We start from the raw sequence: 14750 nt of genomic DNA, 5'->3' as shown, positions 1-14750 counted from the left end.
TGCCGCGATGTTTGGTTACCGCGGCCTTGTGAGCTGTTAAGGCCGTGCGGCCGAACAATCGATCCCAGAGTTATCAGGGACAATTTGACAATTCGCCGTACATCGTCCCCGTAACCAGCTGAATTTACCGATTGTCGGTTCACGACAATACTACAATCGGTGACCCGACAGGCACCCGTCCAAAAAGATCGATTATGTCTTGGTTCATCAATCTGACGCAGCCGCTGGAAACCGCGGTGCCAATTGTCCAATATTCAGAAGTTCCATGTAAGCGATAGAGCGTGTCGCGATTTCCCTGAAAAATATAAAGCGCTCTCGCTCCTAGAGGATTTTCCAACCCGGGAGGCATTCCACCGTTCCGCCAACTCCATTTCTCGAGTTCCGGTTCCCGCTCGATCATTTCCTCTGGTGGTGTCCATTTGGGCCACTCAGTCTTGCGCGCAATCCGAGCCCGTCCTGACCATTCGAATCCGGCCCGACCAAGCCCCACTCCATATCGCATTGCCTTTTTGTTTTCCTGAACCAGGTAGAGATAAAAGTTTTGCGTGTCGACAACAAGTGTGCCCACTTTTTCAGGAGTGTTGTAATCAACTTGCTGGCGGTAGAAACGCTCTGGTACTTTTTTCAAGTTAATTGCCGGTAGCGGAAACCGCTCGGTTGGCATAGCGCCATACATCGATATGTAGGCTGGGTCTTCAGAATATGGCACTGGTTTTATTTGTGCCTTGTCAGAGGCACATCCGCTAACAACGACGCTAGCAAAGCATGCCGATCCTGAAAGAAAGGATCTTCTTGAGAGGTAAGTCATTCAGATACTACTTGTTTGTTTGGGGAAATAGCCAAGACATTTCAGATCAACCAAATAATGCTTTTTCTCTCCATACGTAAAAGTCGATCAAAGCGGTCAGATGAAACGCTCGACAAATGATCGTCCAAAGCTCGTACTTGGGTTTCTGTCTTCTTGGGCTAATGCAGCCCTCATTTGTAAAGGCACGCGCCGGATGCAGCCACGTGCCTGACCAGAGTTTTCGGCTATTGGGTACTCACAAAACGACCACTCTTGTGCCTAAAGGCACGCGTTCATAGAGATCTTCAACATGAGTATTGATCATCCGAACGCAGCCGTTAGAGACGGATCGACCGATAGAGGAAGGTTCGGTGGTTCCATGGATCCGGTACATGGTGTCCCGGCCGTTTCGATAAAGGTAAAGCGCTCTTGATCCAAGAGGGTTATTCGGTCCACCAGGGACACCATTTGCGTATTTCCGATATTTGCCGGGGTTACGACGTATCATGTTTGCGGTGGGACGCCAGCTTGGCCACTCCGCCTTGCGTTTTATTACCGCCTCCCCTTTCAGCGACAATCCCGCTTTGCCGACACCAATTCCATAGCGGCGCGCCCTGCCGAAACTCTGAACGAGGTAGAGGAAATGATTTTTCGTATCGACAACTATCGTCCCAGGAGGATAGGAAAAGTATCGTACGGATTGCGGTTCGAATTTGGGGTCGATCTTGAACTGTTTCTTGTCATGTGCATAAGCAGGCATGACAAAGGCTCCAACTGCTCCGACGGAGCCAATGAGTAAATTACGACGAGTAATCATCGCTTTTCTCCAAAAAATTACTAACGATCGCAGGAAGCTTTGCAGCGATAAAGCTGCCACGTGTCAGTAAATTCTTGGAGGCCTGTCTTCTGGCTTTGGATCTTTGGAAAAAAGGCCAAGCAATACAGTATCTTCCAAAACCAATTCCGCCTTCAAAAATCTCGGTTCCAACGAACCCGCAATTGACACGCAATCGACTCCACACTTGGCTGGTTTTTGAGACTTTGCTTGGTTGCTCGTTCGATTGCAGCACCTGAGGTTATGCGACGTGAGTGTTTCGGACACGATCGAGGCGTTTTGAACTGCTTTTTGGTCTGGAAGCACCGGCTCCCCGGCTGTCTGGGCAGCACCAACTGCGGCGGCGGAATGAAGCCCCGTATAAATCACAATCAGTATGGTTAAGACCCAGTTACGCATTCGCAATACTTACAGATAAATTCTCAAGAAATCCATAACTGCGAAAACGGAAAATGAAATTTGAAACGCCAGCACTTTGACAAAGCTGACTGATTGAGAAAAGTCCGTCTACACCTCTTGAATCTCTAGCTACTAGAGAGACTATCTTGTAGAGCGAAAATGCAAGAGGTCGAAAATGACTATTACCCCCGACAGTTCAAATCTGATAACCCGTTTCCGAGTCGAGGGCATGGATTGTGCCTCGTGTGCGTCAAAGATCGACACCGCTTTACGCCGCTTGCCCGGCATCGGGGAGGTGGCCGTGTCCGTGCCTGGAGCAAGTTTGGTGATCAGCCATGACGGCACGGTTTCCGACAATCAGGTCATGCAACGAGTGAGACGCCTCGGCTACGGCATCACGCCGTTTGACGAATCCCCGGCTTTAAGGGACGTAGACCCCGAGGCGCCGACGGTAGAAGCCGTTTCGCGGAACCATGCGAGCCACAACACAGAGCGGCCATGGTGGCGGACGCGCAAGGCCTTGCTGACGATGGCCTGCGGCATTCTCCTTGTCGCCGCTTTTTCTATCGGGCGACTCATACCGGCAGCGGGGCCCTGGGCTTTCCTGCTGGCCATGCTAGTCGGCCTCGTCCCGGTGGCGCGCCGTGCGTATGTGGCCGCGACCTTGGGCAGCCCGTTTTCAATCGAAACGCTGATGACTGTCGCGGCGGTTGGAGCGGTGCTAATTGGGGCCACCGAGGAAGCTGCCGTTGTCGTCTTGTTGTTTCTGGTCGGTGAGATGCTGGAGGGCGTTGCCGCCGGGCGTGCGCGCGCGAGTATCGCTGACCTCGCCGATTTGGTGCCGAAGACTGCCCAACTCGAACAGGGCAATGCGATCTCGGAAGTGCCCGCAGATAGTCTTTCGGTTGGCGACGTCATCGTTGTGAGGCCAGGCGATCGAATTCCCGCAGACGGGAAAATCCTTGAGGGTTCGTCCGAGATAAACGAGGCGCCGGTTACCGGCGAGAGTGTGCCCGGGCGCAAGGCGGAGGGTGACACGGTTTTTGCTGGCACGATCAGCATTGACGGAGTGTTGCGCGTCAGGGTCGCCGCCACCGCCGAGGACAATACGATCGCCCGGGTGGTCCGGCTGGTCGAGGAGGCGCAGGAAAGCAAGGCGCCGACCGAGCGGTTCATTGAGCGTTTCTCGCGCTACTACACGCCAGGAGTTCTTGTCCTGGGAGCGTTGATTGCGTCCGTGCCGCCGGTCTTGGCCGGCGCCGACTGGAGCGACTGGATCTACAAGGGGCTCGCCATTCTCCTGATTGGCTGCCCTTGCGCCCTGGTCATTTCCACCCCTGCGGCGGTTGCCGCCGGTCTGGCGAGCGGGGCCCGGCGCGGCCTGCTGATGAAAGGCGGCGCCGTGCTTGAGGGTTTTTCAGCGATAACGGCGGTGGCTTTCGACAAAACCGGAACCCTCACAGAAGGCCGGCCGGTGGTTACCGACATCAGGTCGTTTGGGAGCAGCGATCAGCGGTCGCTGAGCCTTGCAGCCGCGTTGGAGCAAGGATCGAACCATCCGCTTGCTCTCGCAATTCTGCAAAAGGCTGACTCCGAGAAGGCACCCATTCCGCCTGCATCCCAAGCACGCGCGGTCCCCGGAAAGGGCGTCGAAGGCCGAGTCGGCGGTGTGTCGGTTTTTCTTGGATCCGCGACCGCTGCTCGCGACCGGGTCAGCATGACTGACAATCAGATTGCGGTTGCCGATGCGTTCAATGCCGAGGGCAAAACTGTTTCAGTGCTGCTTGTAGACAACAAGGTTTCCGCTCTTTTCGCCATGCGTGACGAACCAAGGACAGATGCGATAGACGGCCTCGCTTCCTTAAAGGCGCGGGGAATTCGCACGCTGATGCTGACGGGTGATAACACCCGAACGGCCACGGCGATTGCAGACGCTCTCGGCATCGAGCCGCGCGCGGACCTTCTACCGCAGGACAAGCAACGGATCGTCGATGAACTACGCGCGGACGGCCTGAAAGTTGCCAAAGTGGGAGACGGCATCAACGACGCGCCGGCTCTGGCCGCCGCGGATATCGGTATCGCCATGGGAGGCGGCACGGATGTGGCACTTGAAACTGCCGACGCAGCCATATTGCATGGGCGGGTGATGGACGTTGCCCAGATGATAAGCCTGTCTCATGCGGTGATGAGGAACATTAAACTGAACGTGGGGATGGCTCTGGGCCTGAAAGCGTTGTTTTTGGTGACGACCGTCGCAGGTGTAACCGGTCTTTGGCCAGCAATCCTTGCCGACACAGGCGCAACAGTACTCGTCACCGCAAATGCTATGCGGCTTCTGGCATGGAAAGGGGAAACCTGAACTCGAGCGAGCTGGAGCTGGATGCGCTGCATTTTGGACGACTAAATCAACTCTAACCGATATTGCTGAGACAATATGAACGCCATACAGGTTATCAGACTAGATAAAACCGCAGAAGAAAACTTTGCGACAAAACTGTATCTTTGGCCATCGTCAGGTGCTTGGTGGACTTTGACGACCCAGAATAGTTAAGCAATCGTAGCCAAAATTGATCGGGGTTTTTCAGCACCACTCGTTGACTTAGAATTCTGAGTCGGTCCACCAAACTGGGATTGCAGGTCTTCCCGGTTAGGAAAAATGATTAACTACGCACGTTTTCTGAGGCCGAAAAAGGTTTAACTACGAGCGAAATGATTAGTCCAGACAATGATGACGAAAGTCTATCAAATCAGCGAGTTTTGCTGATCGATACCGTGCGAGGTATCGCTATTTTTGGCGTTGTGCTTTTTCATATTGTTTGGGATCTGGAGTTTTCGGGATTAATCGACGGATTCGCGTTCCATCCTGTATGGCTTGCATTCGGCCGCTTGCTCGCCGGAACCTTCATGTTTCTAGTCGGCGTGAGCCTTGTCCTTGCGCACAGAAAAGGGCTCAAGTTTAGCAGATTTGTAAGACGTGTGACGATGATCGGTGCAGCTGCGATTTCGATTTCATTGGTCACGTGGATCGCGTTTCCGCAGACTTACATTTTTTTCGGCATCTTGCACGCGATTGCGGTTTCTTCTCTTTTTGGTGTTTTATTTCTAAATTTGCCCGCCCTGGTCTCACTAATCTCGGGAACCGGCTTACTCATCCTGCCGCAGTTCGTAAAATTGGAACTGTTCAACACCCGGTGGCTCGCATGGATTGGCGTGTCTAGTTCCCCCCCACCCAGCAACGATTTCGTTCCAATTCTGCCATGGGCCGGATTGACCTTGATCGGCATTTTTCTAGCCAAGATTTTTTATATCAAAAACGGCGATTCACGCTCATTTCCTGATCTGCACAATACCAAACTGACCAGGATCCTGTCTTGGATGGGGCGAAACAGTTTATTGATATACTTGGTTCACCAGCCATTGCTCCTCGTTATCATTCTGCCCGTTGCGCGAATGCTTCGCTAAGGCCGAGGCTCCGATTACATCCTTCACAACACCAAAAAGTCATTGCTGAGACAGCAAAGGTCTGTATGGGTCGGACAGTGCTGCCTTTGGTCTGCTAACCGGTACGGCGCTACTCGATGTTTTCCTCGCGAGGAATTCAGCTCCCTTTTCCAAAAGAACATTTCGAAACCTAGAGTGCATTCCACCGTCGGCGTAAGAACTTACGATATTGCCGCCCCCTTCCCGAAGTTGTTCAACTGAGCTTAGGTCAGCAGCGATCTTTTCTGAAACTTTTTGCGGTGGTGGTTCCAACTGCGGGCACTGTCCAAGGGGGCCGTAGTCAGCTCCTGGGTTTTTTGCTGCGCCAAAACGATATCTTCCTTCACAAAACCGGAATTCTGGCGGACGCCGCAGGACTTCGAACGTGGTGGAAGCTTCTTTGAGATCCAGCCAGAAACTGAGGTTTGGATTGTCGTAGTGCCTCGCAAGATTTTCAGGTGTCATACGAAAAGGGAGTGATTGCACCTGCACGGAAGGTTGCCCGGCGCGCAATGCGTCCCGAACTAGAGCATACACTTCGGTGATTTGCTCGTCTGTGATTGCGAAGCACCCGGAAGACGAGCAGGCTCCGTGGACCATGAGCGCAGTTCCAGAGTAACCCTTCGCGCGTTCAAGTTTGTTCGGATACCCCAAATCAAATGAAAGGAAATACTTAGAGTTGGGATTAAGCCTCCCCAGCGTGACTTCATATATGCCTTCAGGTGCCTGGCGATCACCCTCGGCTCGTTTGGGACCCAGATCGCCGGACCAACGACACATCTCGTATGTTTTTAGAAGAACATAATCACCGGCGCGCCTTTTTTTCCAAACCTCAAGCTCACTTTCCTGTTTGAAAATTCGGATGAAGACGGGATCTGATCCCTCGACCCCTTTGTTGCGCATCAACGCCTTGACCTCATGTGGAATTGCAATTTCTCCGCGCGATTCCATTTCAATTGACGAACCTACACATCCCGCGAGCAGAAGCATGAAAATTGTCATGCTCACACTCAGGATCCTCCGGGCGAATTGTGCCGGTTCAAATATCTCCGGACGCATAACTACCTGACATTTCGCTAGAATACTCGCATCTCAGGAGGGCAACGTTCATTGTTCGGTTTCCTCGCAATAGGAATCGTTGAGGTCTTCTGGTTCTCTCGCAACAAGGACAGAACAGAGCTGTTACAAATGCGAGCACATCGACCGTACATTTGATTGTCCGGAAAAGTGGTTATTTTTTGTTTTTGACACTAGGGAGTTCTTAATCCCTTTTGCGCACTCGTCAAATTATTGCGATACACAAGCCAAACCAAAGGTGCGAATACCCCTATCGCGACAACGCTAAGCCAGCCCCAATTACGTTCTACAGTCTCTACTATCGCAACACCAAACACATATCCAAACGCAACTAGCAACGTGGTCCACAAGGCAGCGGATCCTGCGTTGAAAACAGTGAAACGCAACCAGGACATATTGCTTAACCCGACCGGAAATGCGCCGATCGTTCGCATACCTTTTGGATATCGGTACAAAAAATGTATTTGGCTCCGTGCCTCGCAAGCAAGCCTTCAGCTCGTTTGACAATCACACCTAATCTTGGCAGCCGGCTTGTCAAATAGTCACCATATCGCCGCGCAAGATAAAACCGTGCTTCATCACCTAAGTATCCGCCAAGAAAGGATGCCGCAGATACTGCAAATATCGAAAGATCATCAGTGCTGGCAAAGATAGCAGCAAACAGCGGCAGAGCCCCACTTTTCATCGCACAATAAAAAAATAGTATCCCGTATACCAAGTACGAATTTACTCTGATCCATTCTTCAAGTGCGTCCATCGACTATACCCAGCCAACATATCGGTACTGTACATACGACGTTGGAACTGTGTTGGATTGTTTTTCCAAGGTAGCAGTGAGAGGCCCTCTGCGAGGGCCGTCTTTTTCGGCCGTAAGGCCATTCTCAAAAAGGTTGAATTGTCACGAGCGGGATCAGGCCGCCTGTAGTTGTTGGACGTATGCTGTGGAACCTCGTTTGGTCGCGGCGATCCAATCAATGGGTTGCTCTGCCTTCAAAAAACTTGCCGAAATATTCACCTGAATTGCCTTCTGGATTTCTTTTTAAGCTCTTGATTGTCAGGGTGCACGCCAAATCCTCCTTTATTTAATTCAAGGACCATCAACGGAAGAAATGTAAGCATATCAGTTTGTTGCAGGAGAAAGATAAAATTTTAGACAAGTCTAATTAGAATTATAGTAAAATGTAATTCAAATATTAGTTTATATTTCTTTTTATTTGGCTCAATACTTACTGAGAAGCTTTTATTAAAATAAAATTCAAGATGACATCGTGAAGCCAGCCTTAAGGGAGGGCTTTGGGATGAAAAGACTACAAAATATACTTCTGCCAACAACTTTTCTGGCATTGTTGGTAACTTCTTCCGCGTCTGCGTCAGCCGATCCCGGGCGCTTTATGGACATGAAACAAGACGTCAAAGCACCCATCGGATACGTACAGTTTTGCCGAGACAACATTGGTGCTTGTTCAAATGAACGCTATGAGCCGGTCGTCGTAAAATTTACGGAAGAAAGATGGCAGGAATTGCTCGCGATTAACACGGATGTAAATCGTCGTGTTCGGCCAATGACCGATGACGATCTCTATGGCAAACCAGAGTATTGGACCTACCCAGACGACGGATATGGAGATTGTGAGGAATATGTCCTTGAAAAGCAACGAGAGCTTCTAAATGCGGGATGGCCGCGCAGCACTCTGCTAATCACCGTCGCAAAGGACCTCCAGAATGGTGGTCATGCTGTGCTGACAGTCCGCACGGACTACGGGGACATGATATTGGACAACCAAGCTGAAACAGTTCTGCCTTGGTATTCGACGCCGTACCGATACATTAAACGTCAATCTCCGTATTCCGCCGCGCTTTGGACCGGGATTGACGACGCCCGCGTGACCACTGTTGCCAGCGTACCAAGGAAGTAACGGTTTACTCTAGACGTCCTGGAGCCTTCCTCTGGGACCGCGGTCTTAATTGATGCGCAGAACAGTGAGGAAGGAGCCCGCTGATTAGGCTTCGGAATTAGTTGCGTTTTTAGGGTCGCAGCTTCTTTGGACATCATGATCAGTTCGAAAAGCTGCACATCTAATCAGGAGAAGCGTTTCTGCAAAGCGGTGTTCACGGCTTCTGATAGCAGCACAAGAATGATGATCGCCAGCGTCACCGTCGCTGCCTTGTCGTACTGAAACGAGCGGACGTAGGTCTGAATATATAGACCGATGCCGCCTGCGCCGACGACGCCGAGGATCAGGCTCTCGCGCAAATTCAGTTCGAACCGGAAGACGGTATCGCGCAGAACCAGCGGCGCCATTTGCGGCCAGATCCCCCAGCGCAGTTGCTGTAATCTGTTGGCGCCCGCGCTTTCCAGTGCCTTCACCGGTTCGGGCGAGACGGTATCGATCGCCTCTGCGTAAAATTTCGCCAGCATGCCCGTTGCGTGAAATGTCACTGCCAGGATACCGGGCAACGGTCCAAGGCCGACTGCACCGACCATCAGCATGGCAACCAGGATCAGCGGAATTGCCCGCACGATCGCAAGCAGCGATCGGACGGGCCGCCAGATTGCCGGCGGAACCAGTGTTTCCGCTGCCAAAATGCCAAGAACGACGGAAAACAGGACGGCGAAGAAAGTTCCCAGAATGGCAATGCGCAGGGTCTCCGCCAGACCTTGCAAAACTTCCGGCCAAATGGACATGTCTGGCGGCAGCATCCGGCCGAAAAATTCGCCCAGGCGCGCCTTTGCGCCGGGGAGCTTTTCCAATCCCATATCTGCGCTTCCCAGTGACCACAAGATGGCAGCGGCCAGCACAAGCCAGGTCACGGTGCGCGACATCAACTCACCACACGCAGTTCGGCGCTCGGAGACGCGCCATGATAAAGCTCCGAAATATCGGCAGCGCTTACCTGCCCCGAAGGCCGGTCGAAGAGCAGTTTGCCGTCGCGCAGGCCGATGATGCGATCGGCGAAACGCTGTGACAGCTCCGGCTGATGCGAGCTGAAGACGACGGTGATGCCGCGTTTGCGGGCAGCACCTGTAATCAGGCCGAGAATTTTCTCGGCATTGGCCGGGTCGAGATTGCTGACCGGTTCGTCTGCCAGGATCAGTTTCGGTTCCTGGGCCAGACACCGGGCGATGGCGGTGCGTTGCCGTTGTCCGCCGGAGAGTTTGTCCGCGCGGCGCGCGGCCAGATCGGTCAATCCGGTATCCTCCAGAACACCGGAGACGACAAGGTGATCGCGTTCACCGAAGCGGCTCCAGAGCGATTGCCAGGTCCGCATCCGGCCAAGCCTTCCGTTCATCACGTTCTGGTAAACGCTCAACCGGTCAACCAGCGCGAATTCCTGGAAAATGAAGCCTACCTCCGATCTTGCATCTCTCGGGGGACGTGCTGTCGCCGAGTAAGGTGTCTCCAGAACTTCTGCCGTACCGCGCCAGTTCCGCAACCGCCCGTCGAGAAGTGCCAGCAGGGTTGACTTTCCCGCCCCTGACGGCCCCAGAAACGCAACGGTCTCTCCTTCCTTCAGGGTCAGGGAGATATTCGACAGGGCTGGATGCTCATCGAACTGATGCGTAACATCGCAAAGGGCGGCGGCAACACTCATTTCAGGAAACCATAGCGCCGCGCGGTTTCGCGAACGCCTTCATAGACTTCCGGGTCGGCGGTAACGTAACCGTCCGGGCCGTAGAGATAGGCCAGCAGGTAGCGGTTTTCCGGATCGTTCAGGCTGAGCATCACCTTAACGAACTTTGCCTGCAATCCGGCATCAAGGCCGGGGCGTGCAATGACCGCATGACTCGGGATCTGTTCCGATTCCGCCAGAACCCTGACTTCTGCCTGCTGGTCCGGTGTTAAAAAGAGGTCCGCATATTGGCTCGCTCCGGAGGCATCGACCAATCCGTTTGCCATGGCCTGCATCGCCTGCTGGTATCCACCGGCAAAGAATTTCCTGCCGAAGAAGCTGTCGGCATCCGCCGCATCGGCAATCAGGCCCTCGCGGACAAACAGATCCAGCGGATAGATATAACCGGATTCCGATACAGGGTCTGCGAAGGCAATGTCACGCCCCTTGAGATCGGCAAGGGTTTCAATGCCGCTGTCCTTGCGGACGAAGACTCGTCCGGAGTAGCTGGGCTGACCCCGGTAGACTTCCGACAAAAGCGGTACCGCTCCGAGCTGATCTTCCGCGAGAACAAATGGCAGGGCGCCCATGAAGGAAATGTCAGCATCGCCGTTTCGAAGCGCCTCGACGGCGGCTGCATGGTCAAAAGTGACGAAACCGGTGACGGGGACGCTCATTTGCTCCGAAAGCCAGCCGGTGATGACTTTGATATCTCCCAGAAGCTTTTCCGGGTTCTCCTGCGGTATGAAGGCCAAGGTCAGACCCTCCTCGGCGGCAAAAGCCGGCAGGACGAAGCTGGCGGAGGCAGCGGCCAAGAACGTACGGCGGTTCAGCATCAAAACATCCTCTCGTCAATTGCGGCCTGCATGGTCTTGAACTTTTGCCATTGCTGTTCCGCGTCGCCCCAGTCACCTTCAGCGCTGGCATCGCCCACGGCCCTCAGGATGGCGCTGAGTTCATAGATTTCGGATTTTGCCGCCTGATTGGTCATCACGCTGGCGTCGGCTGCAAGATCCGGCGCAACCGTATCGATGAGCAACGCGATATTCTGGACATCGCGGGCGGGCAGAAGAGTGTCCAGGGTTGACGCGAAAGTAGTCAGCTCTTCCCAGGACAGGCGGAAGACACTGTCACGGCCTTCAAAGCGCTGATAGGGCTCTTCGCCATCGCCGATGGCTTCCAGATACGCCGTCAGGTCTGCTCGTTGCTCTTCGTCCAACCCAAGATTCCTGGTGTCGTTGAACCAATCCACAACGCTGGCCAGCGTCGGCAGCGAACCATCATGCATATAGGGGGCGGTGAAGTTAATGTTGCGCAGCGTTGGCGTTTCGAAGGCGGTAGCCGTGCCTCCGGGGAAGGGTGGCTCCGAGCTGCCGATATCGTGTGTCAGTCCATCGGTGAAATTCTGATCCGGCGTGTGGCAGGACGCGCAGGACTTGCCGTTCAGTCCTGGAAAATCAGTGTTGAAGATGGCTTCACCCTGCTTTGCCGCGTCGGAGGCCTTGTCGGTCAACCGGCCTGCCCGGTCGATTTGCGGATTCGGCAGCCAGTCGAACTCACGGACATAGGCGACTAGCGCATCAAGCTGGAACGGGGTCGGCTCCTTGCCGGCAAATTCGGTAACGATCACGTTGCGGATGAAACGGCGCAGACTGGGTTCGCGTCCGTCACGGCCATAAGGCGCGGTGAACCGTATACCGCGCATCGACGGCGTATCGAGGTGATCGTCCTTCCGGTCATTGAACATCGGATTGAAGAAGGCACCGTCGACATCCATTCCCCCGGGGCGATAGCTGAGGCCCGGAATGAAGAACTCCCTGTTGATGTCGGATCTGTTATGGCAGGTGGAACAGGCAATCCCGAGTTCCTGCGCAGGACCGCCGAAGATCTCAGGACTGTCAAACAGCATGTCGCCATAAGCGACAAGCGGCAGGTTGGCTTCGTCTTCACCGGCTTCCTCGAGTTGAAGAATAAGGCGCGGCAGCTCGCTTTGATCGGCGATGTTTGATCCCGGAGGCAATGTTGCAGGCAGTTTCACTTCCTGTCCAGAAAGGAAAACCGTTTCCGGAACAGGAGCCAGCTTGTCACGGGTTGCAAATTCTGCCGGCAGGTAGTTGGTACGAATGTAATCGGAAACATCTTTGCGGGCGTTTGCGAATTCTGACTTGTTGCTTTCCTGTCCGCCTTGGCCCAGAACGCCGCCACTGCCTAGGGACGAGTTCAGGATGAGCCATGCCCTGCCAAGCTGGCGAGCGGCAGGCTCATCGACGGTGCGAATAGCATCTTCAAAGGCGCGGTAAAGCGTTTCGGCCTTGGCCAACTCAGTGGCTGCTTCCGGAGTTCCGAGCCCGGCATCCGCATTTTCCAGGTGACGCAGTATCCCCTGAGCAACGATGACCGTTGCCGCTTCAAACAGCGCCTGCCTGTCCTGCACCTGAAGAGCACTGTTAAGAGCAGCGGCTTCCTCGTCACTTGCCCGGGAAACCGCGGCATCCGGAAGTGAGCTGCCTGGAACGGCACGGTTCCAGCTGGCTTCGATTTTCTCCCAGGGGACTGGGGAAAGGTTTCCCAGAAACAAGGTGTGCCGATAGGCGGCTGCACGTGGAGCCCAGAGGGCTTCTTTGATTGCGGTGGCTTGCGCGATGACCGGAACAAGGCAGATCACCGCGCTGGCAAGGAGAGTTTTCATAGCTACGCCTATTAAGTTTAGCTTTGGCAAATTTTCTTAGGGTAATCTAACACATTGTCAAGCGGCAAATTTCGCGGCATACACAATCACAATGAAAACAAAGAGGATGTGTTCCATTCATGACCGGTCCTTCACCCAAGGTGTCCGATAGAAGTGTCGATGAACAGGCCAGCGGGTTCGAGGCTGTGCGCACCGCGCACCAGAGTGAAATGGTCGAGGACTATGTGGAACTCATCGCGGAACTGATTCACCTGAACGGGTCTGCGCGTCCGGTCGAAATTGCCGAGCGGCTCGGTGTTGCGCAGCCGACGGTATCGAAAAATCTTGCTAGGCTGAAGCGAGAAGGACTTATCCTTCAGGAGCGCTACCGCGATATCCGCTTGACCGAGGCGGGCCGCCAACTGGCGGAAGCCTGCCGCAAGCGGCACAGGATTGTCGTCGATTTCCTGATTACACTAGGAATTTCCGCGGAAGTGGCCGAGCAAGACGCGGAAGGTATCGAGCATCATGTCAGCGAAGAGACGCTGAAAGTGTTTCAGGATTTCGTGAAAAGAAACGCGTCCGGCGCCGACTGAGCACCGCTCGAGTTGGCGGCAACTTTTCGTCAAATCAATCTTCTAAACCCAGCAAAGAGCATATTGAGTGGAATGGGACCAACCTGTGCACTCAACGCGAAGCCGCAAAACTAAATGAAACCCCGCTGTGGGTCGTGCAGCGACTTATCCTTGATCGGCCAGAAACTCTAATCGCAAGTTGTACAGCTGGCGAAGCAAGATCAGCTCCAAGGAAGAAGGCCAGCGCGAGCAATCGACCTTCGAATGAACCGGATTTAGGCATCCAACAACAGGTTGACGGTTAACCCAGAACGTTGGCTTGAACACGTCTCCGGTTTGTTCGAGCTGGCGGCATTTTGACACCTGTGAAACACCTCGGACACCTTCTAGATGCTCAGGATCAGTCCTCGAAATTCGTTCAAAATGGCGGCGATGAAGAACAAAGTTCCTAATGAAAACGGCCGGAAGCCGATTCTAAAAAAGCTGACCGACTCCTGTGTTTCACATCCGATGATTTCGGTCGGGTTGTATGTCTGTGCCGTGTCGCTGTTTTTCTTTATCTTTCCCGGTGCCGATATTTGGTCGACCGGATTGTTTTATTCAGAAGTTTTCGGTTTCTGGGCGAAGAACATGGCGTTTCTCAGAGACGTAAGGTATCTCGGCATATTTCTCGTTCAGGTGGTTGCGACTACTTGTGTTGCTGTGTTCGTTCTGAAGTTGCTTATCCCCGATCGTCCACCGCTCATGCCACTCCGCCAACCCTTGTTTCTGCTGTCGACTCTGGTTCTTGGCCCCGGCGTGCTCGTAAATTTGATCTTGAAGGACAATTGGGGTCGCCCGAGACCGCAACATGTGGCTGAGTTCGGCGGAGACCTACCCTATCAAACTGTCTGGAAAGTCACTGACTATTGTGACCGAAACTGTTCTTTCGTCTCTGGAGAAGCGTCTTCCGCCATTTGGTTGACTTCAGTCGCCTTTCTAGTTCCCGCTACGTGGCGCAAAGCGATGCTGCTATTGGTGCTGCCGCTTTGCTTCATCCTGTCATCCAACAGAATCGCATTCGGCGGTCACTTCCTTTCTGACACATTAATTTCCTGGGGCGTAACGCTGCTACTCATTCTCGCAGTCTTTCATCTGTTCTTTCAAAGAACGCGGCCGATTGTGAGTGATCGTTCGTTGGACGAATGGATGACAGCTCTTGGAAGATTTCTGCAACTGAGTTTTCAAAGACTAAGGCGACGGTAAGCACAGTTTTATGGAACGGCCTTTCGTTTCCCCGAGTTTGATCCTATGGGCGCTGATTTCATGCCGGAGGAG

The 14750-nt window shown here is 53.6% G+C and carries 13 protein-coding genes; 5 read left to right on the top strand and 8 right to left on the bottom strand.

Annotated elements, in window-relative coordinates; translation table 11 throughout:
* Positions 1-139: 139 nt before the first annotated feature.
* Both B0E33_RS30645 and B0E33_RS30640 read right to left on the bottom strand, forming a co-directional pair.
* Positions 140-628, bottom strand: coding sequence for a L,D-transpeptidase (locus tag B0E33_RS30645; RefSeq protein WP_407690697.1), 489 nt, complete (start codon positions 626-628; stop codon positions 140-142).
* 415 nt (positions 629-1043) lie between these two features.
* Positions 1044-1547, bottom strand: coding sequence for a L,D-transpeptidase (locus tag B0E33_RS30640; RefSeq protein ID WP_077294877.1), 504 nt, complete (start codon positions 1545-1547; stop codon positions 1044-1046).
* Positions 1548-2196: 649 nt separating this feature from the next.
* Here B0E33_RS30640 and B0E33_RS30635 point away from each other — a divergent pair.
* Together B0E33_RS30635 and B0E33_RS30630 are read left to right on the top strand one after the other, a co-directional pair.
* Positions 2197-4380, top strand: a complete 2184-nt coding sequence (locus B0E33_RS30635) for a heavy metal translocating P-type ATPase (RefSeq protein WP_077294820.1) — start codon at positions 2197-2199, stop codon at positions 4378-4380.
* Positions 4381-4730: 350 nt separating this feature from the next.
* Positions 4731-5483: a heparan-alpha-glucosaminide N-acetyltransferase gene (locus B0E33_RS30630; RefSeq protein WP_062492085.1), complete on the top strand. Its 753-nt coding sequence runs from the start codon at positions 4731-4733 to the stop codon at positions 5481-5483.
* 39 nt (positions 5484-5522) lie between these two features.
* On the opposite strand, the gene B0E33_RS30625 is transcribed toward B0E33_RS30630, so the two are convergent.
* Together B0E33_RS30625 and B0E33_RS31480 are read right to left on the bottom strand one after the other, a co-directional pair.
* Positions 5523-6503 (bottom strand): L,D-transpeptidase family protein, encoded by a 981-nt coding sequence (locus B0E33_RS30625; protein WP_209171781.1) that lies wholly within the window; start codon positions 6501-6503, stop codon positions 5523-5525.
* 475 nt (positions 6504-6978) lie between these two features.
* Positions 6979-7335 (bottom strand): DedA family protein, encoded by a 357-nt coding sequence (locus tag B0E33_RS31480; protein ID WP_228148170.1) that lies wholly within the window; start codon positions 7333-7335, stop codon positions 6979-6981.
* 541 nt (positions 7336-7876) lie between these two features.
* Here B0E33_RS31480 and B0E33_RS30615 point away from each other — a divergent pair.
* Positions 7877-8494, top strand: a complete 618-nt coding sequence (locus B0E33_RS30615) for a transglutaminase-like cysteine peptidase (protein WP_077294874.1) — start codon at positions 7877-7879, stop codon at positions 8492-8494.
* Between the two features lie 164 nt (positions 8495-8658).
* Here the strand turns inward: B0E33_RS30615 and phnE are convergent, their stop codons facing one another.
* From phnE to B0E33_RS30595, 4 genes are read right to left on the bottom strand one after another with little or no spacing between them, the layout of a single operon-like run.
* The gene (gene phnE / locus B0E33_RS30610; RefSeq protein WP_062492091.1) at positions 8659-9402 is read right to left on the bottom strand and encodes a phosphonate ABC transporter, permease protein PhnE; all 744 of its coding nucleotides are present in this window, start codon (positions 9400-9402) and stop codon (positions 8659-8661) included.
* Positions 9402-10172, bottom strand: coding sequence for a phosphonate ABC transporter ATP-binding protein (locus B0E33_RS30605; protein WP_077294817.1), 771 nt, complete (start codon positions 10170-10172; stop codon positions 9402-9404). The genes phnE and B0E33_RS30605 overlap by 1 nt, the downstream gene beginning before the upstream one ends.
* On the bottom strand, positions 10169-11026 hold the full coding sequence (locus tag B0E33_RS30600; protein WP_062492093.1) for a phosphate/phosphite/phosphonate ABC transporter substrate-binding protein: 858 nt from the start codon (positions 11024-11026) through the stop codon (positions 10169-10171). The genes B0E33_RS30605 and B0E33_RS30600 overlap by 4 nt, the downstream gene beginning before the upstream one ends.
* Entirely contained in the window at positions 11026-12879 is a 1854-nt protein-coding gene (locus tag B0E33_RS30595; protein ID WP_077294814.1) for a cytochrome c peroxidase, read from the bottom strand. The genes B0E33_RS30600 and B0E33_RS30595 overlap by 1 nt, the downstream gene beginning before the upstream one ends.
* A gap of 119 nt (positions 12880-12998) precedes the next feature.
* Between B0E33_RS30595 and mntR the strand changes: the two genes are divergently transcribed.
* Together mntR and B0E33_RS30585 are read left to right on the top strand one after the other, a co-directional pair.
* Complete coding sequence (mntR, locus tag B0E33_RS30590) at positions 12999-13454, top strand: manganese-binding transcriptional regulator MntR (protein ID WP_062492097.1); 456 nt, start codon at positions 12999-13001, stop codon at positions 13452-13454.
* Between the two features lie 369 nt (positions 13455-13823).
* Positions 13824-14678 carry a phosphatase PAP2 family protein gene (locus tag B0E33_RS30585; RefSeq protein WP_228148169.1) on the top strand — a complete coding sequence of 285 codons (855 nt, stop codon included), beginning with the start codon at positions 13824-13826 and terminating at the stop codon, positions 14676-14678.
* The last annotated feature ends 72 nt before the right edge of the window (positions 14679-14750 follow it).

This window comes from Roseibium algicola, from assembly GCF_001999245.1.
Classification (GTDB): Bacteria; Pseudomonadota; Alphaproteobacteria; order Rhizobiales; family Stappiaceae; genus Roseibium; species Roseibium algicola.
The sequence above is the reverse complement of the archived record's forward strand: the minus strand, read 5'-3'. Positions and strand labels throughout refer to the sequence as shown.

Coding starts and splice junctions, on each gene's coding strand:
- B0E33_RS30640 (WP_077294877.1), bottom strand. CDS start 1,547: ATGCCTGCTTATGCACATGACAAGAAACAGTTCAAGATCGACCCCAAA.
- B0E33_RS30635 (WP_077294820.1), top strand. CDS start 2,197: ATGACTATTACCCCCGACAGTTCAAATCTGATAACCCGTTTCCGAGTC.
- B0E33_RS30630 (WP_062492085.1), top strand. CDS start 4,731: ATGATTAGTCCAGACAATGATGACGAAAGTCTATCAAATCAGCGAGTT.
- B0E33_RS30625 (WP_209171781.1), bottom strand. CDS start 6,503: ATGACAATTTTCATGCTTCTGCTCGCGGGATGTGTAGGTTCGTCAATT.
- B0E33_RS31480 (WP_228148170.1), bottom strand. CDS start 7,335: ATGGACGCACTTGAAGAATGGATCAGAGTAAATTCGTACTTGGTATAC.
- B0E33_RS30615 (WP_077294874.1), top strand. CDS start 7,877: ATGAAAAGACTACAAAATATACTTCTGCCAACAACTTTTCTGGCATTG.
- phnE (WP_062492091.1), bottom strand. CDS start 9,402: ATGTCGCGCACCGTGACCTGGCTTGTGCTGGCCGCTGCCATCTTGTGG.
- B0E33_RS30605 (WP_077294817.1), bottom strand. CDS start 10,172: ATGAGTGTTGCCGCCGCCCTTTGCGATGTTACGCATCAGTTCGATGAG.
- B0E33_RS30600 (WP_062492093.1), bottom strand. CDS start 11,026: ATGCTGAACCGCCGTACGTTCTTGGCCGCTGCCTCCGCCAGCTTCGTC.
- B0E33_RS30595 (WP_077294814.1), bottom strand. CDS start 12,879: ATGAAAACTCTCCTTGCCAGCGCGGTGATCTGCCTTGTTCCGGTCATC.
- mntR (WP_062492097.1), top strand. CDS start 12,999: ATGACCGGTCCTTCACCCAAGGTGTCCGATAGAAGTGTCGATGAACAG.
- B0E33_RS30585 (WP_228148169.1), top strand. CDS start 13,824: ATGCTCAGGATCAGTCCTCGAAATTCGTTCAAAATGGCGGCGATGAAG.